Below are 25,020 nucleotides of genomic sequence, written 5' to 3'. Positions count from 1 at the left end.
GCAGCGTGCGGGTCCGGCATGAGCCCCCATGGATCCTGACGATCGCCCGCAACGCCCGCTGGATGCCGTCGAGCGTCAGGCGCACGCGTGGGTGGTGCGGCTGACCTCGGGCGAGGCGACCGCCGCCGACGGGCGCAGGTTCCGTGCGTGGTGCGAGTCGGATCCGCGTCATCGTGAGGCGTTCGGCCGTGCGCGCCGGCAATGGGAGCAGGTACGGCTGGCCGGCGAGCAGCTGCCCGCCGCCGCCCGCCAACCGGTGGCGCCGACGCCGGCCCAGCGCTGGAGCCGGCGCGCCTTCCTGGGCGCGGCGATTGCCGCCCCGGCCAGCCTGGTGGTGGTGGCGGCAATCCGCCCGCCGCTGGGGCTGTGGCCTTCGGTGACGGCGATGACGGCCGATTTCCACACCGGCACCGGTGAACGTCTGCAGATCGCGCCCTTGCCACAGCTGAAGATCGAACTGGATACGCAGAGCAGCCTGCGCCGCCGCGCCGACAAGCAGGGCGAAGGCTTCGAGCTGGTGCAGGGCCAGGCCGCGATCGAAACCGGGGCTGGCCTGCGCCTGGCGCTGTTCGCGGGCCCGGGTTGCGTGATTGCCGGTGAAGGCGCGGTGCGCCTGGATGTGCGCAACACCCACGGCCAGGTACGGGTGACCTGCCTGCAGGGCAGCGCCCGCATCGAGCATCCGCAGGGCCGGCTGCAGTTGCAGGCCGGCCAGCAGACCCACTATGACGAGCGCCTCAGTGGCGTGGTGGCCGAGGCCGTGGCTTCTGAGGTGAGCGCCTGGACCGAAGGCATGCTGGTGTTCCGCCGCGCACCGCTGCGTGAAGTGGTGGACGAGATCAACCGCTACCGCCGCGGCAAGGTGCTGCTGGGAGAATCGGCGTTGGCGCGCGCGCCGGTCAGCGGTCGCTTCCGTATTGATGATCCGGACGCGGCACTGGAGCAGCTGCGACTGACGATGTCGCTGGATCTGCGTCGCTTTCCGGGTGGCATTGCCGTCCTTGGATAGATGAAGACGCTGGCCGTGCGCGCCGCGCAGGGCTGTTGCAAGCGAGGAGAGGCCAAGGATGCGCAACGAGACCATCGGTGTGCTGGATCTGCGTCGCAATCTGTCGGCGCTGCTGGAAACCACGCAGCGACGGCCATTGATGGTGCATCGCTATGGCTCACCTTGGGTGTGCGTGGTGTCCGATGCACAGTGGCAGCAACAGGCGGTGCTGCTGGACTTTGATCCGCAGTCGCACCCGCTGGCGATGCTGCTGCGCCTGCAGCAGCAGTCGCTTCCGCTGCCTGAAGCCGGTGCGTTGCCGCCCGCGGCGGTTGCACGCGCACTGCTGTTGATGGACATGCATGGCATTGAGGATCTCGCACAGCTGCACGACCAGGTGCTTCACCATCGCCTCTGGCATTGGTTCGTAGCAGGCACCCATGGTGTGATGGACGGTTGGCAGCTGCCGGCGCTGCGCGTTGCGATGGCGTCATGGTTCGATGACGTGGACATGTCCAATGCGCTGGCAACATTCGCCGCGCGCAGCGACGTGGCGATACTGGCGCGCCGTTGTGGAGGCGAAGCGCCGCGGCTGGAACGCGAAGCCTGCAGGCAGATGACGCTGCGATGACGTTGTCGATGAAGCGCCACGCAGTGCACAGAGCTGCATGCGCGCTGTCGCTTCACCTGCCTTGCTGACGTCTTCTCCAGAGTACGACGCACCGCGCGTCGTGGAGCACGGGCGGCGCCGATGGCAGACAGTCGCAGGATCAGCATGCTGGAGCTGGATCGTCACCTGAGCCAGTCACTGGAGCAGGCACGGCATGCACCATTGAACGTGCAGCGCTATGGGCGCTCGTGGGTCTGGGTGCTGTCCAGCGACGCCTGGGCGGATGCGGCGCGCTGGGCGGCACTGGATGGTAGTTCGCACCCACTGGCGGCGCTGCGAAAAGCCCTCGACCTGCGGCTGCGGCCCTGGCCCGAGGCGGCGATGAGCCCGCTACCGCTTGATGCAGGCGATGCGCGGCTGCTGCAGCGCGCGGCTCTGCTGGTGGTCGTGCGCGATCTGAACAGTGCCCAGCGCGTGTACGACGACCTGCGCTATCACCAGGCCTATCGGATGTTCATCGGCCTCGATCATGGAACGGCATGGTCGCCGATGCAGTGCGTGCGCCTGCTGCAGGCCTGCGCGCACCCGTTGCTGCGCGGCTGCATCGACGATGCGCTGGCCAGCGTGCCGCAGCACCTGTTCGAGTCTGCATGTGCCCCGGCTGCACGTATTGCGCCTGCACAGGGACACGCGCAGCGGATTTCCAGCGGATGTTTATCGTACTGACACATGCACCGCTGACCATGGCGCAGCGGTCTCTTCCAGGATGACGAGGGCGGAACAATGGCAAGGCAGGTTCGTGGTCGCAGGGCTCGGCAGCAGGGTTTCAGCCTGATCGAAATCATGGTGGTAGTGGTGATCATCGGCATCCTCGCCGCACTGATCGTGCCGCGGTTGATGGACCGTCCCGACCAGGCGCGCGTGGTGGCAGCGCGCCAGGACATCGCTGCATTGATGCAGGCGTTGAAACTGTTCAAGCTGGACAACGGTCGCTATCCCAGTGCCGAGCAGGGCCTGCAGGCGCTGGTGAAGCCACCGCAGGGTGGTGGCGCGATGCCGGTCACGCCCTATCTGGATCGCCTGCCCAATGATCCATGGGGCCATCCGTACCAGTACCAGATTCCCGGAACCCATGGCGACATCGATGTGTTCTCGCTGGGCGCGGACAGCAAGCCCGGTGGCGACGCCGGGAATGCGGACATCGGTTCCTGGCAGCTGTGAGGCAGGCCGATGTCAGCCCGGATGCGTTCTGTTTCGAGTGTCCGCCAATGTGGCATGGCGGTGATCGTCGCCCTGCTGGTGGTGGCACTGGTGGCGGTGATTGCCACCGCACTGCTGACCCGGCAGTCGGCCCAGCTGCGTGCGCTGCGTGGCGACCAGCTGCGCGTACAGGTACGCATGGCGGTGGACGCAACGCTGGAGCGTGCGGCACAGCAGCTGCGTGAGGATGTAAAGGAACAGCTGACCACGGTGCGCAGCGGGCGCTGGGCGCGCCCATTGGAGCTGCAGGCGCCGTTGCCGGTGCAGCTGCAGCTGGTCGATGCGCAGTCGATGTTCAACCTGCGCAACCTTCTTGCGCATGGCAGGCCGGACCCCGAGGCGCGGCGCGCGTTCATCGCGTTGTGTGCCGGGCAGGGGCTGGGCCAGGGCGCCTGCGCATCCGCCGCCGACCACATCCAGGCGCGCCTGCGCGATGGCGACATGCAGGCGCAGGCGCCGCTGCCGCGCGAATCACTGATCGAACAAGCGCTACCTGGTGCCGATCCGGTGGCGTTGCAGGCGCTGGCGCGGCGCACCGTGGTGTTGCCGGCGCAGACCCTGGTCAACGCCAACACCAGCGACCTGCGCGTTCTGCAGGCGGTGACGCCCGTGGTCGAGCCGGCACGGCTGCAGGCGCTGCTCGGTGAGCGCGATGCTGGCCATTGGCTGCTCAATCGCGGCGACATCGCCAACCGACTCCAACTGAGCAACGAACAGATGGCCGTGCTTCCCCTGGGTATCCATAGCGAATGGTTCCTGGCCGTCGGCCAGGTGCAGGCTGACGGCAGTGCGGTCGATTTTCGCGCGCTGTTGTGGCGCGAATACCGCGACGATGGGGTGCGTGTGCAACGGGTGTGGACGAGGATCGGCGCATGAATGTGCAGCTTCGCGTGCGCCTGCCGGCGCTGGAGCACCTGCGCGCCGACAGCGCGGTGGACTGGGCGCAGCTGCACAAGGGCGAGGTGTTGGCGCATGGCCGCGAAACACTGGCGACGCTGGGCCTGCGGCATCCGCAGGCTGCGGTGCGTGCCTGCCTCGATCCGAACGACCTGATCCTGCTGGAACTGCAGCTGCCGCCGTTGTCCGGGCGCCGCCTGCAGTCGGCGCTGCAGGGTGAGGTGGAGGCGATGCTGCTGGATGACCTGCAGGAGGTGGCGCTGGCCCACGGCGCGCAGGCGGCAGACGGCACGGTTCCGGTGGCCTGGCTCGGCCAGCAGGCCATCGCGGAGGCGCAGCAGCTGCTGGGCTCGTGTGGGCTGCAGCTGCAGGCGCTGTATCCGACGCCACTGCTGCTGCCCTGGCAGGACGGCCAGGCCACGCTGCAGGTCAGCGGCGAGCATCTGCTGGTACGCCGCGGGCGCGATCGGGGTTTCGTTCAATGGCATGGCGGACGTGACGCCTGTGCGGTGATGCAGGCGCTGGCCGTGCGCCTGCAACAGGCCGGCGTGCAGGCCGTGCAGTGGATCGATAGTGTGCCGCCGACGTGGCCGGACAGCCTGCCGGCCACCGCAGTCACGCATGAACGGCAGACCTCTGGCCCCTTGCCAGGCTGGTCATTGCCGCTGCTCGGCGCAGGCCGGCAAGCACCACGACTGGCGATCGGCCTGGCACTGGCAGCAGTGCTGCTGGCTGCACTCGGCCTGCAGCTGCAGGTCTCGCGTTGGCGGATCGAGGGCGAGGCCCTGCAACAGGACATGGCGCGCCAGTTCAGCGCGCGCTTCCCGGAGATCACCGATGTGGTGGACCCGGTGTTGCAGGCAAGGCGAGCACTTGCGGTGCCGCTGCCGGCGCCGCCGTTGCCGGCGCTGCAGCGTCAGGTTGCCAGCACGCTGCAGGCTGTTCCGGAGCTGGCCGGGCAAGTGCGCAGCCTGCATTACCAACCCGGGCAGCTGGACATGGAGCTGGATGCCGATGCCCAGGCATTGGCCGACGATCCGCAGCGGCTTGAGCACTGGCAGCAAGCAGTTCAGGCACAGGGCCTGCAGCTGGCGCGCGAAGCCGGTGGACACCTGCGAGTGAGCGGAGCTGGGCAGTGACGACCCGCACCCTACGGCTGGGCGAGGGGCTGGTGGGCCTGCAGCAGCGCTGGCAACGCCTGCCACCGCGCGACCGGCTGATGCTGTGGGTGATGGTGGTGGCGCTGCTGGTGGCGGGCCTGTGGTCATTGTGGCTGGAGCCACTGCTGAAGCAGCGCACGTATTGGCAGGCCGAGCTGCCGCGGCTGCAGGCGCAGTCCCGCGCACTGGCACCGCTGCTGCGCGCCCGTGAGCGCCAGCAGCTGGCGCAGGGCCAGCACCCGACACTGGCCGGGCTGCGCGATGGCATCAAGACCGCCGGCCTTGCCGCCGGCCTGCATATCGAAGCGCGCGGCGGGCGCTGGCACCTGCAGGTGCAGGCGGTGCCCGCGGATGCGCTATGGAACTGGCTGCTGCCGCTACTGGCCGACCCGGCCATCGAGCTGCGTCAGCTGCAACTGACACGCACAGGGGATGCGAACATGCCGGCGGCACGGATTTCCGGAAACATCGTGATGGTGGCCACCGCGGGTGCCCATCCATGAGGGCGATGCGCAGCCTTGCCTGCAGTACCGCACTGGCCCTGATCGTGTGCATGGCCCACGCACCGGCGCTGGTACTGGCGCAGGACACCCGTGATGAGCCGGTGCAGTTGAACCTGGTCGACACCGATATCGGTGGCGTACTGCGCATGGCAGCGCGCTTCACCGGGCGCCAGTTCCTGGTCGATCCACGGGTGACCGGCAAGATGACAGTGGTTTCCGATGGCCCGGTCAGCCGTACCCAGGCCTACCAGTTGCTGCTGGGCGCACTGCGCATGCGCGGCTTCGCCGTGGTCGAGAACGGCGGCGTCAGCCGGGTGGTGCCGCAGGCCGATGCCAAGCTGCTCGGTGGCCGCGTTGGCAGTGGCGGTGCGGGGGGTGAGATCGCCACGCGCACGTTCGCGCTGCGCTACGAGAACGCGGCCGCGCTGGTGGCGGTGCTGCGGCCGATGATCAGCCCGGACAATCCGATCACTGCCAATCCGGGCAACAACACGCTGGTGATCACCGACTATGCCGACAACCTGGAGCGCATCGCGCGGGTGATCGCCAGCGTGGATACACCGGCCGGCATGGACACCGATGTGGTGAAGCTGCAGCAGGGCATTGCCGTTGACGTCGCGGCGATGGTCGCGCCGCTGCTGGATGCGCAGGGCGCCGAGCCCACCCAGAAGGTAGTGGTGATGGCCGACCCGCGCAGCAACAGCGTGCTGCTGCGGTCGAGCAGTCCCGGGCGCACCCGCCTGGCTAGGCAGCTGGTGGAGAAGCTGGACCGTGCCCAGGATGAATCCGGCAACCTGCATGTGGTCTACCTGCGCAATGCCCAGGCCAACCAGCTCGCGGGTGTGCTGCGTGGCGTGGTGGCCGGGCAGAGCGATGCACCGGCGATGGGCAGCAACGAAGGCATCACACCACTGCCCGGCGACGCCAGCCACTCCACCCCCGCGCAGCCGTCGCAGCCGCAGCAGGCCAAGCCCGGAGGCAATGCGCTGGAATCGCAGCGCCTGGATCCGAGCCGCCGTGACCCGATCGATGCAGGAAGCACCGGCTTCAGCCAGAACGGCATCTCGGTACAGGCGGACGTGGCCACCAACACGTTACTGATCTCTGCCCCCGAGCCGGTGTACCGCAACCTGCGCCGGGTGATCGACCAGCTCGACCAGCGCCGTGCACAGGTGCTGGTGGAGAGCCTGATCGTGGAGGTCAACCAGACCGACGCGGCCGAACTGGGCGTGCAGTGGATGCTGGGCAATGGCCGCACCTTCGGCGGCACCCACTTCGGTGGCACCACCGGTGGCAGCGGGCTGAACACCACCGCACGCACCACCCTGGACGTGCTGCCCAAGGATGGCCTGAAGATCGGTGTGATCGACGGCACCATCAACCTGCCCGGCGTCGGCCAGATCCTCAACATGAAGGCGTTGGCCAACGCGCTGCAGAGCAAGGGCGGTGCCAACATCCTGTCCACGCCGAACCTGATGACGCTGGACAACGAAGCGGCCAGCATCATGGTCGGCCAGACCGTGCCGTTCGTCAGTGGCCGCTACGTGACCGACGGCGGCGGCGGCAGCAACAACCCGTTCCAGACCATCGTGCGCGAGGACGTCGGCCTGAAGCTGCGGGTGCGCCCGCAGATCTCCGAGGGCGGCACGGTGAAGCTGGATATCTACCAGGAAGTCAGCAGCATCGATGCGCAGAGTGCCAACAGTGCCGCCGGCATCATCACCAACAAGCGTGCGCTGGATACCAGCGTGCTGCTGGACGATGGCCAGATCATGGTGCTCGGTGGCCTGCTGGAGGACAACGTCAGCCATGGCCGTGATGCGGTGCCGGGCCTGGGCAGGATCCCGGTGCTGGGTGCGCTGTTCCGCAGTGATACGCGCAAGCGTTCCAAGACCAACCTGATGGTGTTCCTGCGCCCGCACGTGGTGCGCGACCCCGCCGCCGGCCAGCGCCTGACCCGCGACCGCTACGACTACATGCGCAACGCGCAGGCCAGCGCGCAGCCGGTACAGAGCTGGGCCTTGCCGGCGCTTTCGGCACCGCAGCTGCCGCCGCAGGACCTGTCTGTGCTCGGGCACGGCAATGCGCGCGATGGCCAGGGCCAGCCGTTGCAGAACACCAGCCTGGCAGCGCTGTATCCGGCCGGTGAGGGCGATGCCCAGCTGGTGCAGTTCGCACAGGGACTGGACCCGGCGCGTGCCAGCCAGGGCGTGGCGCAGGTACGGGCACTGGGCCTGCAGGCCTATGCCGAAGCGACGCCGGGCGAGAGCGGGCAACGCCTGCGCGTGCGATTGGCGCGCGATCCGGTGACGCTGGACCCTGCGCTGCGGCAGCTGCGCGGACTGGGCTACACGCCGGAACTGGTGATCGGGCCGTGAGCGCTTCCGCGCCGCTGCCGTACGCCTGGGTGCGCAGCCATGGCGTGATGCTGTCCGAAGTTGGCGGCGAGCCCGTGTTGCTGGGCACCGCCGACACCGCAGCGTGGGCTGTGGCCGAGCTGCGGCGCCGGCATGGCCCGCTGCCGTTCCAGGCGCTGGATGCTGCGACGTGGCAGCAGCGGCTGGGTGAGCAGTACCGTGACGGCGGCGATGCCGCTGCCGTGGTGGGTGTCGCCGAAAGCGAAGTCGATCTGGACCGGCTGATGCAGGACATGCCGGAGGTCACCGATCTGCTGGATGCGCAGGACGATGCGCCGGTGATCCGCATGATCAACGCGCTGCTGGCACAGGCCGCACGCGATGGCGCCAGCGATCTGCACATCGAGCCGTTCGAGACCCATTCGGTGGTGCGCTACCGCGTGGACGGCACCCTGCGCGACATGGTGCAGCCACGGCGCGCACTGCATGCGGCGCTGGTATCACGCATCAAGATCATGGCGCACCTGGATATTGCCGAGAAGCGCCTGCCGCAGGACGGGCGCATCGCGATCCGCGTGGGCGGGCGGCCGCTGGATATCCGTGTCTCCACGGTGCCGACCGGTCATGGCGAGCGTGCTGTGCTGCGCCTGCTGGAAAAGGATGCCGGTCGCCTGCAGCTGCAGCGCCTCGGCATGGCCGATGACACGCTGGCCACGTTCACCGGGTTGATCCGTCAGCCGCACGGCATCGTGCTGGTCACCGGGCCGACCGGCAGCGGCAAGACCACGTCGCTGTACGCCGCACTGGGCCAGCTCGACAGCAGCACCAGCAACATCCTCACCGTGGAAGACCCGGTGGAGTACGACTTCGCCGGCATCGGCCAGATCCAGGTCAACGCGCGCATCGGCATGAGCTTTGGCACCGCGCTGCGTGCGATCCTGCGCCAGGATCCGGACACCATCATGATCGGTGAGATCCGCGACCTGGAGACCGCGCAGATTGCGGTGCAGTCGTCGCTGACCGGGCATGGCGTGCTGGCCTCGCTGCACACCAACGATGCGATCTCGGCGGTGACCCGCCTGGCTGACATGGGCGTGGAGCCCTTCCTGCTGGCCTCGTCGCTGCGCGGCGTGCTGGCGCAGCGGTTGGTGCGGCGGCTGTGCACGCAGTGCCGCCGTGCCGAGGTGGACGGCGAGGGTCGCACCGTATGGCGCGCGGTGGGCTGCGCGGCCTGCGCCAACAGCGGCTATCGGGGGCGAACCGGCATCCATGAACTGTTTGTGGTCGACGACCGCGTGCGCGCATTGATCCATGAAGGGCAGGGCGAGCCTGCGCTGCGCGAGGCGGCACGGCGTGCCGGCATGCGGACCTTGCGGCAGGACGGCAAGCGCTGGGTCGACAGCGGGGTAACCACGCTGGAAGAGATCCTGCGCGTCACCGGCGACGATTGAGGCCTGCATGGCACTGTTCGACTACCAGGCTGCCAACGCGCAGGGCCGCATCGAAAAGGGCCAGTTGGATGCCGACAGCCCGCGCGGTGCTCGCCAGCTGCTGCGCGGGCGCGGGCTGACCCCTGTGCAGGTAAGCGCCGCGCGCAGTGCCGGCGGTGGCTGGGGCGCTCGCCGGTTGTCAGCAAGCGAGCTGGCCTGGGCCACGCGCCAGCTGGCCAGCCTGCTGGCCGCCAGCCTGCCGTTGGAAGGTGCTTTGAGTGCGGTGATCGAGCAGGCCGATCGCCCGCATGTTGCGCAGGCACTCACTGCCGTGCGTGCGGATGTACGTGCTGGCCAGCGCCTGACCGTCGCACTCGCCGCGCGGCCGCGCGATTTCCCACCGATCTATCGGGCACTGGTGGGTGCAGGTGAAGACTCCGGTGATCTGGCACGGGTGATGGAGCGCTTGGCCGACTACATCGAAGAACGCAATGCGCTGCAGGCCAAGGTACTGACCGCCTTCATCTACCCAGCGGCGATCAGCCTGGTATCGGTGGCGATCGTGATCTTCCTGCTCAGCTACGTGGTGCCGCAGGTGGTGACCGCGTTCGTGCAGGCGCGGCAGACGCTGCCGATGCTCACACAGATGATGCTGGGCGCCAGCGCGTTCGTGCGCAGCTGGGGCGTGTGGGCAGGGCTCGGCATCGCTGCGCTGGTGGTGGCCTGGCGGTTGGCCCTGCGCAGGCCCGAGCTGCGCCTGCGCTGGGACGCGATGCTCATCCGGGTGCCGATGGTCGGGCGATTCGTGCTGGGTGTGAACAGTGCGCGCTTCGCCTCGACACTGGCGATCCTGCTGGATGCCGGCGTGCCGCTGCTGCGTGCACTGGAGGCGGCGCGGCAGACCCTGGGCAATGCGCTGCTGGCGCGCTGTGCCGACGATGTGTCCGCGCGCGTGCGCGAAGGTGCCGCGCTGGGTGCTGCGTTGAAGGTACAGAAGGTGTATCCGCCGATCCTGGTGCATCTGGTGGCCAGTGGCGAGAAGACCGGTTCGCTGGCGCCGCTGCTGGATCGCGCCGCGCAGACCATCTCGCGCGAGATCGAGCGTCGCGCGATGGCACTGACTGCGTTGCTGGAGCCGACCATGATCCTGGTGATGGGCGGCGTGGTGCTGACGATCGTGTTGGCGGTGCTGATGCCGATCATGGAAATGAACCAGTTGGTGCAGTGATGCGCAACGCGCATCACAGGTAGCGTCGACTGTTAGTCGACCAGCGCGGAGATCGAGTGCATTCAGATCGTTTCCGCGTGCGAAAAGCAGTCGACTAACAGTCGACTCTACCCAGTCGATCCCATCGGTTCGATCCCATCGGTTCGATCCCATCGGGTCGATCCCATCAGGTCGATCCCATCAGGTCGATTCAATTCAGTCGACTCAATTCAGTCGATTCAATTCAGTTGATCGGGCGGCGTCGTTGGAATGTGGCATGGGTCGATTCTCCACACAATCCTCCAGACCTTTTTTCGATCTTCCACAGGTTTCTTAAGCGGCCTGTCATCGGCGCGGACCAGCATGGACACGTCGCCGCAGAGTGGGCTGGGAGGCCCTCGGCGGCAGCAGGCGTGTAGTGACCGTTCCTCCCTTGGTGTTTCCCTTCGCAGTAAACCCTTCAGGAGAAGATCATGAACAAGTACAAGACCCTGGCCGCGCTGGTTGCCACCGCGCTGCTCGCTACCGTTGGCGCCGCCTCCGCGCAGACCGTTACCGGCGGCGGTGCTTCGCTGCCGGCCGACCTCTACAAGGGTTCGTCTGACAGCATCCTGCCAGCGAACTTCACCTACGCCGTGACCGGTTCGGGCACCGGCAAGAAGGCCTTCCTGGAAAACAACTCGCTGCTGTTCTCGACCACCGGCACCGTGCACTTCGCCGGCAGCGATTCGGTGCTGAGCAGCACCGAGCTGAGCACCTACACCACCAACTTCAACCAGCCGACCAACGCCAACCGCTACGGCGCGCTGATCCAGGTGCCGTCGGTGGCCACCTCGGTCACCATTCCGTTCAACAAGGCCGGTTCGGCGGTGGACCTGAGCGTGGCGCAGATCTGCGGCGTGTTCTCGGGTGCGATCAGCGACTGGTCGACCATCGATGCCAACCGCAGCGGCCCGATTCAAGTGGTGTACCGCCCGGAAAGCAGCGGTACCAGCGAAATGTTCAGCCGCTTCCTGACTGCGGCCTGTGCGGCTGAGAACGCTGGCACCTCGAACCTGGTGGGTGGCAAGTTCGCCATCAAGTCGACCTTCGCCGACCTGTACAAGCGCGATGCCAACGGCAACCTGCCGGCGTTCCTGGTGGCCGCGCCGGCCACCGGTGGCACCTCGCTGTACAACGCTGTCTACGCTGCTGAAGGCCGTATCGGTTACGTTGGCCCGGACGTGATCCCGAGCGTGACCGATGCGACCAAGGTCGCCAAGGTCAAGGGCTTCTCGCCGGATCAGGTGAGTGTGCAGGCCACCCTGGACACCGTCGCTCCGCCGACCGGCACCGCTGCCGAGGACCCCGCCAACTGGGTGCCGGTGTTCGGCAACCCGTCGGCCGGCTATCCGATCGCCGGCTACACCAACCTGGTGATCGGCCAGTGCTACAAGGATTCGAGCGTCGCCACCAGCCTGCGCGGCTTCCTGGCCCGCCACTATCCGGCGACCTACACCGTCGCGTATGAGAAGTCGATCACCGACCACGGCTTCATCCCGCTGACCAAGGCCTGGCGCGATGCGATCCGCAACCGTTTCGTGCTGGCCAGCAGCACTGCCGGCCTGAACAATCCCAGCACCTGCGCCGGCATCGGTCGTCCGCTGTAATCCGCAGCACGGGTTGAATCCTGCTTGACCCGACGCCGGCCCCTGGGCCGGCGTCGCCATTTCCGCGACGGTGCCGCCGCCGCAGTGTTTCGCTGTCGGCTTCGTGTCACGTGAACCGTCTATCAGTGGCAGGGCATGCGTTGCGCATGCCTCCCCGATCGTCGCCGCAGCCGCGGCCCACCAGGTTGATGAGGTTCCGATGTCGCACCCGCTCCCGTCCGCTGTTCATCCGGCCGCGCCGATGCGCCGCAATCATCCGATGGCGTGGGCCATCGCGGTCGCCCTGGGCAGCATGGTGGCCCCGGCCAGCCAGGCGCAGCAGGCGTTCAGCCCGGGCTGGTTCGCCGAGCGGGGCGCGGCCCAGGGCAGCGCGGCACAGAGTGGCCGGATGCCCAACGGTGTGCCGATCCAGTTCCAGTTGCCGGCCCAGCAGCAGGATGCAGCACGGCAGAAGCTGCAGCAGTCGATCGACAACCTCGGTACGGCTGCGCAGGCGATTGCCCTGCAGCAGCGCCTGCAGGAACAGGCGCGGCAGGCGCGCCGCGAGGCAGGCTTCATCGTTGCCGATGGCCTGGGCAAGGATGGCCTGAGCGTCGACCAGAACCCGCTGACCCGCGGCTGGCTCAATGCGCGCGACGCAATCCAGTCGCAGGGCAGCGACGGGCGGGTGCAGGTTACGGTCGAGCAGACCGCGGACAAGGCGATCCTGAACTGGGAGACCTTCAATATCGGCGGCAACACCACGCTGAACTTCCTGCAGAACCCTGACTGGGCAGTCCTGAACCGCGTCAATGATCCGCAGGCGCGGCCCAGCCATATCCTGGGCCAGCTGAAGGCCGATGGCACGGTGTTCGTGGCCAACCGCAACGGGGTGGTGTTCGGCAACAACAGCCAGGTCAATGTACGCAATCTGCTGGCGGCTGCAGCACGGATCAGCGATGCGCAGTTCCGTGACAACGGCCTGTACAGCCCCGACGCCAGCAGCAGCGCGCTCAGCGATGCATTTGGCAAGGTGATGGTGGAGCAGGGTGCCCGCATCGCGACCCATGAGCCGACCAGCGCGACGCGCGGCGGTGGCTACGTGCTGCTGGCCGGGCACAGCGTGGAGAATGCTGGCCATATCGAGGCGCGCAAGGGCCAGGTGCAGCTCGCTGCCGGTGACAGTTTCGTGATCCGGCGCGGCGTGGGTACGGCGACCAATACCAGCTCCACCACCCGCGGCAATGAAATCGCGCCGCGCTTCGTCGCTGGCAGCACGGCGGGCAGCGTGCGCAACACCGGTCTGCTGCGCGCCCGCGAGGGTGACGTGACCCTGGCCGGGCGCAACGTCGAGCAGGCCGGTGTGGCCGTGGCCAGCACCACGCTGGCGCAGCGCGGCACCGTGCATCTTCTGGCTTCGACCAGTGATGCCGGCAGCAGCGTCACGCTTGCCGATGGAGCCACCACGGCGGTGCTGGTCGAGGACGATGGCAAGGCCACGGTGCTGGATACGCAGCGCAACAGCCTCATCAAGGAGTCGGCAGAGCAGGACGCGATCCGCGCCGGCGCGCGCTCGGCAACCTTCGACAATCTGTCCCAGCACAATGATCGCCGGGACCAGTCGCGGGTGGAGATCGTCTCGGGTGGCAACATCCATTTCAGTGCGGATTCGCTGACGGTTGCCACGGGCGGCCAGATCATCGCCGACGCGGCAGCCCGCAGCTACGTAGACGACGCGGCACGCGTGGATGTTTCCGGCGCAGTGGGCGTACAGGTGTCGATGGAAAGCAACAATGTCCAGGTCAAGGTGCAGGGCAACGAACTGCGCGATGCCCTGGACAACCGCGACAGCGGCAAGCTGACCAGCAGCGAGGTCTGGGTCGACCGCCGCAGGCTGGTCCACGTTCCGGCCGGTACCGGGGGCTACGCGGGTGAGCGCTGGTACGCGGCGGGTGGCCTGCTGGAAGTGGGCGGCTACCTTGACAATCAGGGGCACTCGATCGGCGAATGGGCCGCGCAGGGAGGCACCGTCCTGCTGGGCGGCAGGGAAGTGATCACGCATGGCGGCTCACGCATCAACCTTGCCGGTGGCAGCCTGGATGTGCAGAGCGGCGTGATCCGGCAGAGCTGGGTGCGCGGCGTCGATGGCCAGGTCTACCGCCTTGATGACGCGCCGGCGGAGATGCTCTTCGATGGCCTGTACAGCGGCCATGAAGTAAAGCAGGAGCGCTGGGGCATCACCGAGACCTTCCGTGATCCGATTGTATTCGCGGCGCAGCGTGTCGATAACGGATACACGGTCGGCCGCGATGCAGGACGCCTGATCATCTCCGCACCGACCGCGGTGCTGGATGGAAAGGTTGAGACGGCTACCTTCCAGGGCGCGCAGCAGAACCGCAGGCCGGATACCGCGCTGGAGGGTTATGCGCAGGCGCAGACGGCGGTCGCGCGCAATGCGCAGCTGTACCTGGGGCGCTACGACGGCCAGGGCCGCAGCGGTGTGTTCGGCTCGGATGTGCGCCTGGATGACAAGGCTCGGACGAAGGCCGCGTGGTCGCTGCTGGCCCCGGTCAACGAAGTGCGGCGTGGCACCGTGTGGCTGGATATCGCAGAGCTGAGTGCCCAGCAGTGGGGACGGATCGACCTGGCGACCGCTGATCGCATCCGCATCGACGGCAGCCTTCGGCTTCAGGCAGGCGGACAGCTCAACCTGACCGGCAGCGAGGTGGAACTGGCAGGCGACATCGGCATCGCCGGCGGCCAGCTGTCGGCGGGCAACCTGCTGGATGTGCAGGGCCGGCCGACGGCGCTGCTGCATGATGGCCGCGCGCGCACCGCCATCGCCGACGGCACGCGGATCGATCTCTCCGGTGAATGGAGCAATGCGTCACTGGCGACGCCGCGCGACGCGAGCGGTGCCTGGACGGATGGCGGCCGCCTGAGCCTGGGCAGCAGTCATGACGTGGTCGTGGGCGCCAAGGCAACGGTTGACGTCGAGGCCGGTGCTGCGCTGGACCTGCGCGGCAAGGCCCATATCGGCAAAGGCGGCAGCGTCAGCCTGCAGGCGAACAGCAGTACGGTGACGACCGACGGCAGTGGCCGGGTGCAACTGGGCGACGGAAGCCGGTTCAGTGGTCGAGGACAGGGCGGTGGTTCCTTCTCGCTGGGGACCGGTGGCCAGGTGCGGCTGGGCGATGCGGACCTGGCGGGCACATCGCTGCGACTGGACCCCGGCCTGTTCGGCAGTGGCTTCGCGCAGTACGACATCAATGGCCACCACGGTGTGGAGGTGGCCGATGGCGCGCGGCTGGTCGCTGCCCTGCCAGGCCTGCGCCTGACCCAGGACGCGCGGATGGCGACCGACCGGGCGTCCGCACTGGCAGCGTGGGACGCGCCGCTGTACAGCGCCGATCCGTCGAGCGGGCGCGTCAGCCAGCGCGCGGGTGCGAGCATCAGCCTGCGTTCGGAGCGCAACAGCGTGGGCGGTGACCTGCGGGTTGGCAAGGATGCACTGGTGGCGGTTGATCCAGGGCAGACGATCTCGCTGCTCGGTGCAGGCAACATCGATGTTGAAGGCACGCTGCGCGCGAAGGGCGGCCGCATCCTGATCGACGATGTGCGCCCGGAAAACGCGCTGTACGCCGGGCAGCGCACCGAACGCACCTGGCGTTTCGCCGAGGGCGCGCTGCTGGATGCCGATGCAGACGCGATGTCGCTGCCCGATCCCAGCGGCCGCCTGCGCGGGCAGGTGCGCGCAGGTGGCCGCATCGAGATTGGCGGGGCGCTGGACTGGGAGACCACCGCATTCGTCGACAACCGACCGCCGGAAGCCTTCGTGGTGGTCGAACGCGGTGCGCGCCTGCAGGCGCGCGGCGCGTCGGCCGAACTGGACATCGATGGCCAGGGCCGCGTGCGCGTGGACAGCGACGGCGGGCAGATCGTGCTGCGTTCGGCCAACGCGCTCTACCTGGAGGGCGGGATGGACGCGGCCGCCGGTGGTGCCGGCGCACGCGGCGGCACGCTTGGCCTGGCCTTTGGCGGGAGCATCCATGCACGTGGTGCCAGCGACGAGGTACTGCGAGCGCGTGCGATCAGCCTCAGCCAGCACAGCGCACCGGCGCAGCCACTGCCGGCCGCATTGGAATATGGCCACGCCGCGTTGTCGGTCGAGCAGCTGCAGGCCGGCGGTTTCGACAACCTGTCCGTGTTCGGTGACATCCGCGCGGTCGGCGACGTCGACCTGCGCCTGGCCCAGAGCCTGCGCATCCATGGCCAGGGCACTTCGAGCCTGGGCATGGCCGTGGATGCCGGGCTATCGTCTGGGCTGCGACTGAGTGCGCCCTATGTTCGCCTGGCGCAGGCACGCTGGCGCCAGATGCCGGGCGAGAACCTGCAGGGCACCGCCGCGGTCGCTTCGTCCGGGCCGGAAGATCACGCGCTGGCGGTGCAGGCCGAGCTGATCGACATCCGCGACGTCACCTGGCTGCCGGGTTTCAAGCATGTGGCGCTGGAAAGCCGCAGTGACGTGCGCCTGACCAACGGCATTGCCAGCAGTGGCAACACCAGCGCGTTGATGACGGCTGGTTCGATGGACGTGACCGCTGCGCGCCTGTACCCCACCACAGGCGCGGTCGGCACGCTGGTGGCCGGCGCGTCGGCGCAGACCGTGCAGACCGCTGATTACTGGGCCGATCCGGATGCCGTGCTGCGCATCCACGGCACCGGTGCGGCCACGAAGCCGGCGCCGGAATCGGCGCTGGGTACGCTTCGCCTGGTGGCTGCCACGGTGCAGCAGGGCGGCAACGTACAGGCGCCGATGGGCACGCTGCAGCTGGGTGGCCTTATCCAGAACGGAACCGTCGGTAGCCGGGTGGAACTGCTGCCAGGCAGCGTCACCTCGACCAGTGGCGCCGGCTTGTCGCTGCCCTATGGCGGCACCGTCGATGGTGTCGACTGGCGGGTCGGTACGCGCAGCCTGGGTTCGCTGACGCCGGCCGGCATCTCCTCGATGGGGGTGACCCTGAAGGCGAATGAGATCGAGGTGGCGCCGGGGGCACTGCTGGACATGTCCGGCGGTGGTGAGTTGACCGGTGCCGCCTTTGTGTCAGGACGCGGTGGCTCTGTCGACGTGCTGCGAACGGCGTTGGCCGACGCCAATCCGCGCTATGAATTCAGTGCGTCGGGCAACCCGGTGTATGCGATCGTGCCGGGACGCGCCGGGACATTTGCCCCCAGCGGCGAGGAAGGATTCGCCGCACCGGCCGTGGGCCAGCAGATCACCGTGCCGGCGGGCGTGCCCGGCCTGGCGGCAGGCACCTACACGCTGATGCCGGCCAGCTATGCGCTGCAGCCCGGTGCATTCCGGGTTGAGCTGGGCGCCACCGGCACCTCGGGCATCGCGCAACCCATCGCGACCGGTACCGGCACCTGGCGTGTGTCCGGGCAGCAGCGCACGGCGCTGGGCGCGGCAATCTCGCCGTTGCTCACCGACATCCTGCTGACCCCCGCCGCAGTAGTACGCCGGCACTCGGGCTACAACGAAACCTCCTACAACAGCTTCGCGCAATCGGTGGCCGACCGCCGCGGCGAGTCGCGTGGCTGGCAGACCATCGATGCGCTCGGGTTGACCCTTGCGTTGGGCGAAGGCGCAGGTCGTGCAGACACGCCTGCCATCCGCTTCGCCGGCACCGCGCGGTTCGGCGCCGCCACCGACAACGGGCGAGGCGGCACGCTGACAGCCACGTTGGCCAGCCCGGCGGTCGGTTCACTGGAGATCGTCGACGGCGGTGCGCCATCGCAGGCGCGTGATCGCGGTGCCACCTTCAGCGACGACGCGCTCAATGCCTTCCTGCCGGCGCGGATGATGATCGGCGGGCAGTTCAACCAGGAGGCCTCGCAGGTGGCGGTGACCGGCCAGGCGCGCAGCGTGGCGATCCGTTCCGGCGTCACCTTGAACGCACCGGAAGTGCTGGTGGCAGCGGCCTCCGGTGGCAGCGGCGTGCTGGTCGAGGCCGGTGCGACCCTCGATACACTGCCGTTCGCATCCGCCAACGCGAATGCCAGCGCGACCCTGCCTTACCAGGTCTCCGGCGGTCTGCTGGCGGTGTCCAACCAGCGCCTGAGCCTGATCACCGGCACCACCGGGGTGGAGGCCGGTCCAGTGGCGATCGACATCGGGGGGTGCCAGACGGCGTGCGACGGCCAGACCCGGCTGGTTTCCGATGGCAGCATCGCGGTAGCGACCGATGGCGCGCTGCAGATGCGCGACTCGGCCAGCTATGGCACCCGTCAGCTCGGCCTGAGCATGGCGGCGCTGAACCTCGGCAGTGCCGAAGCGATCGCCCTGGCCGCTGCGGCAGGGGCGCTGCCCAGTGGCATGACCATGAACCAGTCCGTGCTACAGCAGCTGCTGCGCGGCAATGATGCCACCGGCGCGCCGGCGCTGGACACGCTGAGCCTGGTCGCGCGGGACTCTGTCAACGTGTTCGGCAGCGTCGACCTGGACGCGCGCGACAGTGCCACCGGCCGCAGTGGCCTGCAGACGCTCGTGCTTGGTGCGCAGGCCATCCGCGGCTACGGTGCTGCGACTGACCGGGCGCGCATCCTGGTGGACACGCTGGTCTGGGACGGCTCATTGGCGGCGAGTCAAGCGCCGGGCAGTGACGCGTCGGTGCCGCCGGCCGATCCGATGGTGAACCGGCTCGGCGCCGGGCAGCTGGACATCTTTACCCGCCAGCTGCAGCTGGGGCGGGCGCCATTCAGCCGTCCCAGCTCTGAAGTACCTGCGAACCGGCAGGTGCTCGGATTCAGTGCGCTGAACCTGAGTGCTTCGGAGCAGCTGTCGTTCTCCGCGCAGGGCACGCTGGACGTGTTCCAGCAGCGCGGCGACTATCTGGCCGACAAGGGCTGGCAGTACAGCGGAGGCAGCCTGGGTATCGATACACCGCTGTTGACGGCCGATCCCGCCGCGCGGCTGCGCGTGCGCACCGGCGGCGACTTCCGCCTGCAGGGGGGCACCGGCAAGGCGGGTGGCGATGCACTGGGCAGTGAGCTGAGCATCGACGCCAACCGGATCACGCTGGACAGCACGATCGCGCTGGCGTCCGGACGGCTGTCGGCGAACGCACGCCAGGGCATCACGCTTGGCAGCCGGGCCGCGTTGGATCTGGCCGGACGCAAGGTCTCGCTGTACGACGTGGACAAGTTCAGCTGGGGCGGCGATGTCCTGCTGTCCAGCGACACGGGTGACATCCGCGCCGATGCGGCCTCCCGCATCGATGTTTCCGCCCGCAACAACCGAGGCGGACGCCTGACGGTCACCGCAATGGCCGGCCGAGCCGATCTGGCCGGTGTTCTGCAGGGTGCCGCCACTGGTCGCTACGATGCCGGTGGCACGCTGGTGCCCTACGACGGTGGCGAACTGGTGGTGCGGGCACGCCAGCTGCAGGACTTCGCCGGCCTCAACCAGCGATTGACCGCCGGCGGCGTCGTCGGCGGTCGCAGCTTCCAGATCGGTGAGGGCGATCTGCGGATCGGCGACGAAGTGAAGGCGCGCCGGGTCGATATCAGCGTCGATGCGGGCAGCCTGACCGTGGCCGGCCGCATCGATGCCAGCGGCGAGCAGGTCGGCAGCATCCGCCTGTACGCCCGCGATCAGTTGCAGGTGGACGGCACGTTGGACGCGCACGGTACCGGCCTGCGCGTGGACAGCCATGGCAAGATCATCGACAGTCCAAACCGGGCCACCATCACGCTGGGCAGCGCCGAAGGTGCCGTCGGCCTGGGCAGCGCGGCGCAGCTGGACCTGCGTGCGGGCAGCGATGTTACCGTCGGTGGACGTCCTGGCCAGAACGATGGCACCCCGCGCGGCACGCTGAAGATCGATGTGCCGCGGCTGGGCAGCAACGACGCGGCGATTGCCGCGGCCACCGGCCTGCGCATCGATGGCGCGGCCGACATCCAGCTCAATGGTGTTCGCCGCTACGACGATGCGCCCCTGGCAGCCACCGCTGACGTGCGCGGCAACCGCGCGCAGCTGGTCACCCAGCAGTGGCTGGACCAGGTGGTCGATCCGCACAGCGTGGCCTGGATCGATGCTGCGCTGGACAACGCGGATCTGCAGCAGCGCACGCGGGCGCTGGGCGATGTCCGCCTTCGTCCCGGCGTGCAGGTGCTGGCGCGGCGCAGCGACGCCAACCCGGACGGCGACCTGACCATTGCCGGCGACATCGATCTGTCCGGCTACCGCTACGGGCCCGAAGCCAACCGCGCCGATCCATCGCGGCGTGGCTTCGGCGAATCGGCCTCGCTGGTGCTGCGGGCCGAAGGCAACATCAACGTCTACGGCAGCATCAACGATGGGTTCGCACCGCCGCCGTCCACGCCGGATGAGGGTGGCTGGCAGCTGTATGAGGGTCGCAATGGCAGCGCGGGGCAAACCCCCTTTGGCGGCGGCCTGGTGGTGCCGGTGGACGGAGTGAAGCTGCTGCCCGGCACCGAGTTCCAGGCCGGCACCCGCCTGAACTATGACGTGCCGGTCGAATCGGTAACGCTTCCGGTCGGTACCGTGCTGCCCGCGCCGATGGTGATCTCGCAGAACCTGCGCCTGCCAGCGGGCACGGTGCTGGGTGCGGCGGTGACCACCGACTCCGGGCAGACGCTGGCGGCGGGCACCGTGCTGCAGCAGCCGCTGGTGCTGGCGGCCGGTGCGCGCCTGGGGGCCGGCTTCCGCCTGCGCAGTGCCGTACAGATGGCGGCACAGGAATGGCCCGCCGGCGCGACGCTGCCGGTTGCGTTGCGCCTGGCACGGGAAGTCGAGCTCAAGGTGGGCGCGTACATCCCATCGTTGACCAAGGTGGAGTTGCCCGGCAACGGGCCGGTGAATCTGCGGCCGGCCGATGCCGGCGGCAACCAGGGGCGCAACTGGGCGCTGGCGCCGATGCTGGCCGAGGGCACCACCTCCTGGGACCTGACCGTGGTTGCCGGTGCCGATACCGGGGCAGCCGACCCACGCAGCCGGCGCTGGGGCAGTGAAGGCAGCGTGGTGCTGGCCGACACCCACCAGGGCTCGATCGGTACGGTCAAGACCGAAATCATCTGGGTGGGTGATCGTGCGTTGACTGAGCGGGCATCGCTGGACTGGATCGGCGACACCTCCTATGCAGGCCGTCCGATCGCGGAGCTGGCCGACATGTTCGGCTTCACCGAAGACGAGTTCTGCGCGATGTCGGCCGACTACTGCGGCCCGGCCCCCCGCCAGGTGGCCGCGCAGGGCTCGCTGGATTACTGGGGCGACGAGTCCTACGTAGGCACCCCTGCGAAGGACTTCGCCGCGATGTTCGGCATGACCGAAGACGAGTTCTGCAGCACCGCGCCCACCTACTGCGCCGGCGGCGGCACGCAGACCGAAGTGACCACCTACGGCAAGCGCGCAGGCACGCCGGCGTGGAGCGTGCTGCGCACCGGCAAGGGGGACCTCGAACTGCTCGCTGCCGGTGATGTCGTGATGAAGTCCGGCTTCGGTGTGTACACGGCGGGCGCTCCCACCACGCTGGGCGAGGGCCGCGACGCTGCCTTCAATTCGCCCCGTGCAGCAGCCCCCAGGAACACCGCACTGCTGGGGCCGAACCTGGTGCCGGGCAGCTATGATGCTGCGTTGGCCGGCTACCGGGCCTGGTATCCCGATCATGGTGGCAACCTGCGCGTCGAAGCCGGGCGCGATATCGTCGGTGACGTCTGGACCGCGCGCGCAGAGTCGGGCACCAGCGAGCGTGACTGGGCGCTGTACTCCAGTGCCGCGGTCGGCAATTGGCTGTGGCGGCAGGGAACCGGCAGCACCACCGGTGTGGAGCCGGTGCCGACCAGCTGGTGGGTGAACTTTGGCGCCTACACCAACGTGTCCGCTGCTGCTGGCGCCTCTCCGCGGATGGTCGGCTTCACCGGCTTCGGTACATTGGGCGGCGGCAACTTGACGCTGGAGGCCGGGCGTGACGCCGGCGTGCGCGATGCGATAGGTGACGCGCTGGACTCGACGATCGCACCGCGCTCGGGAGCGATCATCGCGGCGGTGGGATCGACCGGCCGGGTCAGCGATGGCCAGCTGCACCTGACCGGCGGCGGCGACCTGCAACTGCGTATCGGTGGCGCACTGAATCCGAATCTGCGGGCGACGTTCTCCAGCCTCAATGCCTCCAGGGCGGGACAGAATCTCGACCTCAACGGTACCTTCAGCAATCTGCGTGGCAGCCTGCAGCTGGATGCGGGACGCATCGGTGCAATGGGCGTCACCCTGGAAAGCTACGCGACGCTGGGCCAGCTGCGTGCGGCCGATCTGTTCGCCGCCGACGCCGCTCGCCCGATGGGCGGGCCGGTGCTGGTGCTGGGCGACGCCGCCGCGCAGCTGCAGGCGCGGGGCGATGTGGTGCTCGGCGGCGTCGCCGATGCGGGCCGGGTTCCGCTGGCCAACTACAGCGCGGTGCTACAGGATGATGGCGCGCGCGCTGCAGGCAGTACGTGGTTCTCCCTGTGGACCGCCAACACGGCCGTGGATCTGTTCAGTGCCGGTGGTGACCTCGCGCCAGGCCTCGCCGGGCCGGAAAACGTGACGGGCAGCAATCTGTGGCGCGAGCAGGTCCAGCTTGTTGTGCGTGGCGGTGATGATCTGCTGAATTACTGGCTCTATCCTTCGCGCTTCAGCGCGATTGCTGCGCAGGGTGACATCAAGCTGGACCGGATCAGCACCACGCCGGGGACGCAGGATGTGATCCTGCTGGCACCCTCGGCGACAGGACGGCTGGACGTCCTGGCCGGTGGCGGCATCTTCGCCCAGCCTGGCGCGACCCAGATCGCGCGCTCGGCCAGTGACGCGCGCCTGCCGGGACCCTTCGACCCGGCATTCATGGCCGAGCAGGGGGATTCCGCAGGCAATGTGACCCGCTCGCGGCACAACCTGTCGGTCGACGGCAACATTGCATCACCGGACGCGTCGCTTCCGCTGTTTGCGTTCGGTCCGAATACTCCGCTGTCCTCCGTGTCTGCGGCCCTGGCGCCGAGCCGTTTCTACGCGGTGCAGGGCGACATTATCGGTCTGGCCACCGGCGCCCGGCGCACGCTGAATCCCAACGCGGGGCAGCGCACGCAGTTGAACTGGTTCGAGGCCGCCGGCGCCGTGCAACTGCGGGCAAGCCGGGACATCCTCGGGGTGTCGATGACCGCGTTGAACACCTCGCCCACCGACATCACGGTGGTGGCGGCGGGCCGCGACATCGTGCATCTGAACGCGACCATCGCCGGCCCCGGCAACACCGAGATCAGTGCCGGCCGCCAGCTGCGCCAGGAGGATGCGGGCAGCATCGTCAGCCTCGGTGGCATCGTGCAGGGCGACACCCGTCCCGGCGCCAGCATCGCGCTGACGGCCGGCAACCAGCAGATCGACTTCGCGGCCCTGCGTGCCCGTTATCTGGACCCAGTCAACCTTGCCGATCCCGCGCAATCGCTTGCATCGCAGCCGGGCAAGGCAGTCAAGGTCTACAACCAGGAACTGAAGCAGTGGCTGCAGCAGCGCTTCGGCGTGGCTGCCGACGGCGACGGGGCGCTGGCTGCGTTCGATGCGTTGCCGCAGGAACAGCAGCGCATCTTCCTACGCCAGATCTACTACGCCGAGCTGCGTGAAGGTGGCCGCGAGTACACCGATGCCGAAGGCCCGCGCTTCGGTTCGTACCTCCGTGGGCGCGAGGCGATCGCCACGCTGATGCCGGACAGGAATGCTGCCGGAACGGCCATCGACCGCACCGGCGACATCGTGATGTACGGCGGCTCCGGCGTGCGTACCGAAGCCGGCGGCAACATCGAGCTGATGGCGCCGGGCGGGCAGATCGTGGTGGGTGTGCAGGGTGTGGTGCCGCCGGCCAGTGCCGGGCTGGTGACGCAGGGGCAGGGTGACATCCGTCTGTTCAGCCAGGACAGCGTGCTGCTGGGGCTGTCTCGGGTGATGACAACGTTCGGCGGAGACATCCTGGCCTGGTCGGAGCAGGGTGACATCAATGCCGGTCGTGGTTCGCAGACTACGTTGTTGTACACGCCACCGCGTCGCGTCTATGACGGCTGGGGCAACGTGATCCTGTCGCCGCAGGCCCCGGCCAGCGGTGCAGGCATCGCAACGTTGAACCCCATTGCCGAAGTACGACCGGGCGACGTCGACCTGATCGCGCCGCTGGGCACCATCGACGCGGGCGAAGCGGGTATCCGTGTCTCCGGCAACATCAACCTGGCGGCGTTGCAGGTACTCAATGCCGCCAACATCCAGGTGCAGGGTGAGAGCAAGGGCCTGCCGGTGCTGGCCACGGTGAACGTCAATGCGCTGGCCTCGGCCAGTGCGGCAGCCAACAGCGCCAGCCAGGCTGCACAGGATGTGATGCGCAAGAGCCAGGACGAGGCACGGCGCAACCAGCCGTCGGTGATCAGCGTGCAGATCCTCGGCTTCGGCAGTGGCACCAGCGCCATCAATCCGCCGGCGCGTGGCAACACTGCCAACAGCGGCTATGACGCCAACAGTGCCTTCCAGTTCCCGCAGGCAAGTCGCGACGAGGGCACGCAGCGCCGGTAGGTGCGGACCTTGGTCGGCACATGTTGCTGCCCACCAAGGTCGGCAGTAGATCCACGCCATGCGTGGATGCGACCGGGCCGAAAGAACGAACAGCATCGGGCCAGCCGCCACGGAACGGCAGCGGCCCCAGCCAGGATGGCACGGAGGGCAGGGAGCGGCCATCAGCGGTGAGGACCACCGACACGGCGCCGCCGGGTGCAGGAGAGCACCCGGCGGCGGGCTCGGCAGTAGATCCGCGCCATGCGTGGATGGCTGGGCCAGCCTCAGTGCCGACCAACGGTCGGCACCCACCAGGGCAGGCCGGGCAGTAGAAGCCGCTCGGCAGTAGATCCACGCCATGCGTGGATGGCTGGGCCAGCCTCAGTGCCGACCAACG

General features: G+C 68.4%; 12 protein-coding genes. All 12 read left to right on the top strand.

Annotated features, from left to right (window positions below):
• Positions 1–28: 28 nt before the first annotated feature.
• The 12 genes from AC5P67_RS17820 to AC5P67_RS17765 all read left to right on the top strand — a co-directional run bounded on the left by AC5P67_RS17820 (position 29) and on the right by AC5P67_RS17765 (position 24,644).
• On the top strand, positions 29–1,009 hold the full coding sequence (locus AC5P67_RS17820) for a FecR family protein (RefSeq protein WP_005413651.1): 981 nt from the start codon (positions 29–31) through the stop codon (positions 1,007–1,009).
• Positions 1,010–1,067: 58 nt separating this feature from the next.
• On the top strand, positions 1,068–1,619 hold the full coding sequence (locus AC5P67_RS17815; RefSeq protein ID WP_005413650.1) for a hypothetical protein: 552 nt from the start codon (positions 1,068–1,070) through the stop codon (positions 1,617–1,619).
• 144 nt (positions 1,620–1,763) lie between these two features.
• Complete coding sequence (locus tag AC5P67_RS17810; protein ID WP_495215033.1) at positions 1,764–2,324, top strand: hypothetical protein; 561 nt, start codon at positions 1,764–1,766, stop codon at positions 2,322–2,324.
• A gap of 57 nt (positions 2,325–2,381) precedes the next feature.
• Positions 2,382–2,819 carry a type II secretion system major pseudopilin GspG gene (gspG, locus tag AC5P67_RS17805; protein WP_005409890.1) on the top strand — a complete coding sequence of 146 codons (438 nt, stop codon included), beginning with the start codon at positions 2,382–2,384 and terminating at the stop codon, positions 2,817–2,819.
• A gap of 9 nt (positions 2,820–2,828) precedes the next feature.
• Complete coding sequence (gene gspK, locus AC5P67_RS17800; protein ID WP_005409889.1) at positions 2,829–3,734, top strand: type II secretion system minor pseudopilin GspK; 906 nt, start codon at positions 2,829–2,831, stop codon at positions 3,732–3,734.
• Positions 3,731–4,894, top strand: coding sequence for a type II secretion system protein GspL (gspL, locus tag AC5P67_RS17795; RefSeq protein ID WP_111118314.1), 1,164 nt, complete (start codon positions 3,731–3,733; stop codon positions 4,892–4,894). Before gspK ends, gspL begins: the two co-directional genes overlap by 4 nt.
• A complete protein-coding gene (locus AC5P67_RS17790) occupies positions 4,891–5,418 on the top strand; it encodes a type II secretion system protein M (protein ID WP_062606526.1) in 528 nt (175 codons plus the stop codon). Before gspL ends, AC5P67_RS17790 begins: the two co-directional genes overlap by 4 nt.
• The gene (gene gspD, locus AC5P67_RS17785) at positions 5,415–7,796 is read left to right on the top strand and encodes a type II secretion system secretin GspD (protein WP_495215032.1); all 2,382 of its coding nucleotides are present in this window, start codon (positions 5,415–5,417) and stop codon (positions 7,794–7,796) included. The genes AC5P67_RS17790 and gspD overlap by 4 nt, the downstream gene beginning before the upstream one ends.
• A complete protein-coding gene (gene gspE / locus AC5P67_RS17780; RefSeq protein ID WP_111118312.1) occupies positions 7,793–9,226 on the top strand; it encodes a type II secretion system ATPase GspE in 1,434 nt (477 codons plus the stop codon). The genes gspD and gspE overlap by 4 nt, the downstream gene beginning before the upstream one ends.
• A gap of 7 nt (positions 9,227–9,233) precedes the next feature.
• The gene (gene gspF, locus AC5P67_RS17775) at positions 9,234–10,433 is read left to right on the top strand and encodes a type II secretion system inner membrane protein GspF (RefSeq protein WP_495215031.1); all 1,200 of its coding nucleotides are present in this window, start codon (positions 9,234–9,236) and stop codon (positions 10,431–10,433) included.
• Positions 10,434–10,885: 452 nt separating this feature from the next.
• Positions 10,886–12,061, top strand: coding sequence for a substrate-binding domain-containing protein (locus AC5P67_RS17770; RefSeq protein ID WP_049451124.1), 1,176 nt, complete (start codon positions 10,886–10,888; stop codon positions 12,059–12,061).
• 199 nt (positions 12,062–12,260) lie between these two features.
• Complete coding sequence (locus AC5P67_RS17765) at positions 12,261–24,644, top strand: filamentous hemagglutinin family protein (protein WP_495215030.1); 12,384 nt, start codon at positions 12,261–12,263, stop codon at positions 24,642–24,644.
• Positions 24,645–25,020 lie beyond the last annotated feature (376 nt).

The sequence above is a fragment of the Stenotrophomonas sp. YJH_SMC_21 genome (assembly GCF_059369555.1).
Note: the sequence above shows the minus strand (reverse complement) of the source record. Positions and strands in the feature narration are given on the sequence as shown.

Bases quoted from the DNA above. Each gene is read 5' to 3' on its own strand.
- AC5P67_RS17820 (WP_005413651.1), top strand. From the start codon at position 29: ATGGATCCTGACGATCGCCCGCAACGCCCGCTGGATGCCGTCGAGCGT.
- AC5P67_RS17815 (WP_005413650.1), top strand. From the start codon at position 1,068: ATGCGCAACGAGACCATCGGTGTGCTGGATCTGCGTCGCAATCTGTCG.
- AC5P67_RS17810 (WP_495215033.1), top strand. From the start codon at position 1,764: ATGCTGGAGCTGGATCGTCACCTGAGCCAGTCACTGGAGCAGGCACGG.
- gspG (WP_005409890.1), top strand. From the start codon at position 2,382: ATGGCAAGGCAGGTTCGTGGTCGCAGGGCTCGGCAGCAGGGTTTCAGC.
- gspK (WP_005409889.1), top strand. From the start codon at position 2,829: ATGTCAGCCCGGATGCGTTCTGTTTCGAGTGTCCGCCAATGTGGCATG.
- gspL (WP_111118314.1), top strand. From the start codon at position 3,731: ATGAATGTGCAGCTTCGCGTGCGCCTGCCGGCGCTGGAGCACCTGCGC.
- gspD (WP_495215032.1), top strand. From the start codon at position 5,415: ATGAGGGCGATGCGCAGCCTTGCCTGCAGTACCGCACTGGCCCTGATC.
- gspF (WP_495215031.1), top strand. From the start codon at position 9,234: ATGGCACTGTTCGACTACCAGGCTGCCAACGCGCAGGGCCGCATCGAA.
- AC5P67_RS17770 (WP_049451124.1), top strand. From the start codon at position 10,886: ATGAACAAGTACAAGACCCTGGCCGCGCTGGTTGCCACCGCGCTGCTC.
- AC5P67_RS17765 (WP_495215030.1), top strand. From the start codon at position 12,261: ATGTCGCACCCGCTCCCGTCCGCTGTTCATCCGGCCGCGCCGATGCGC.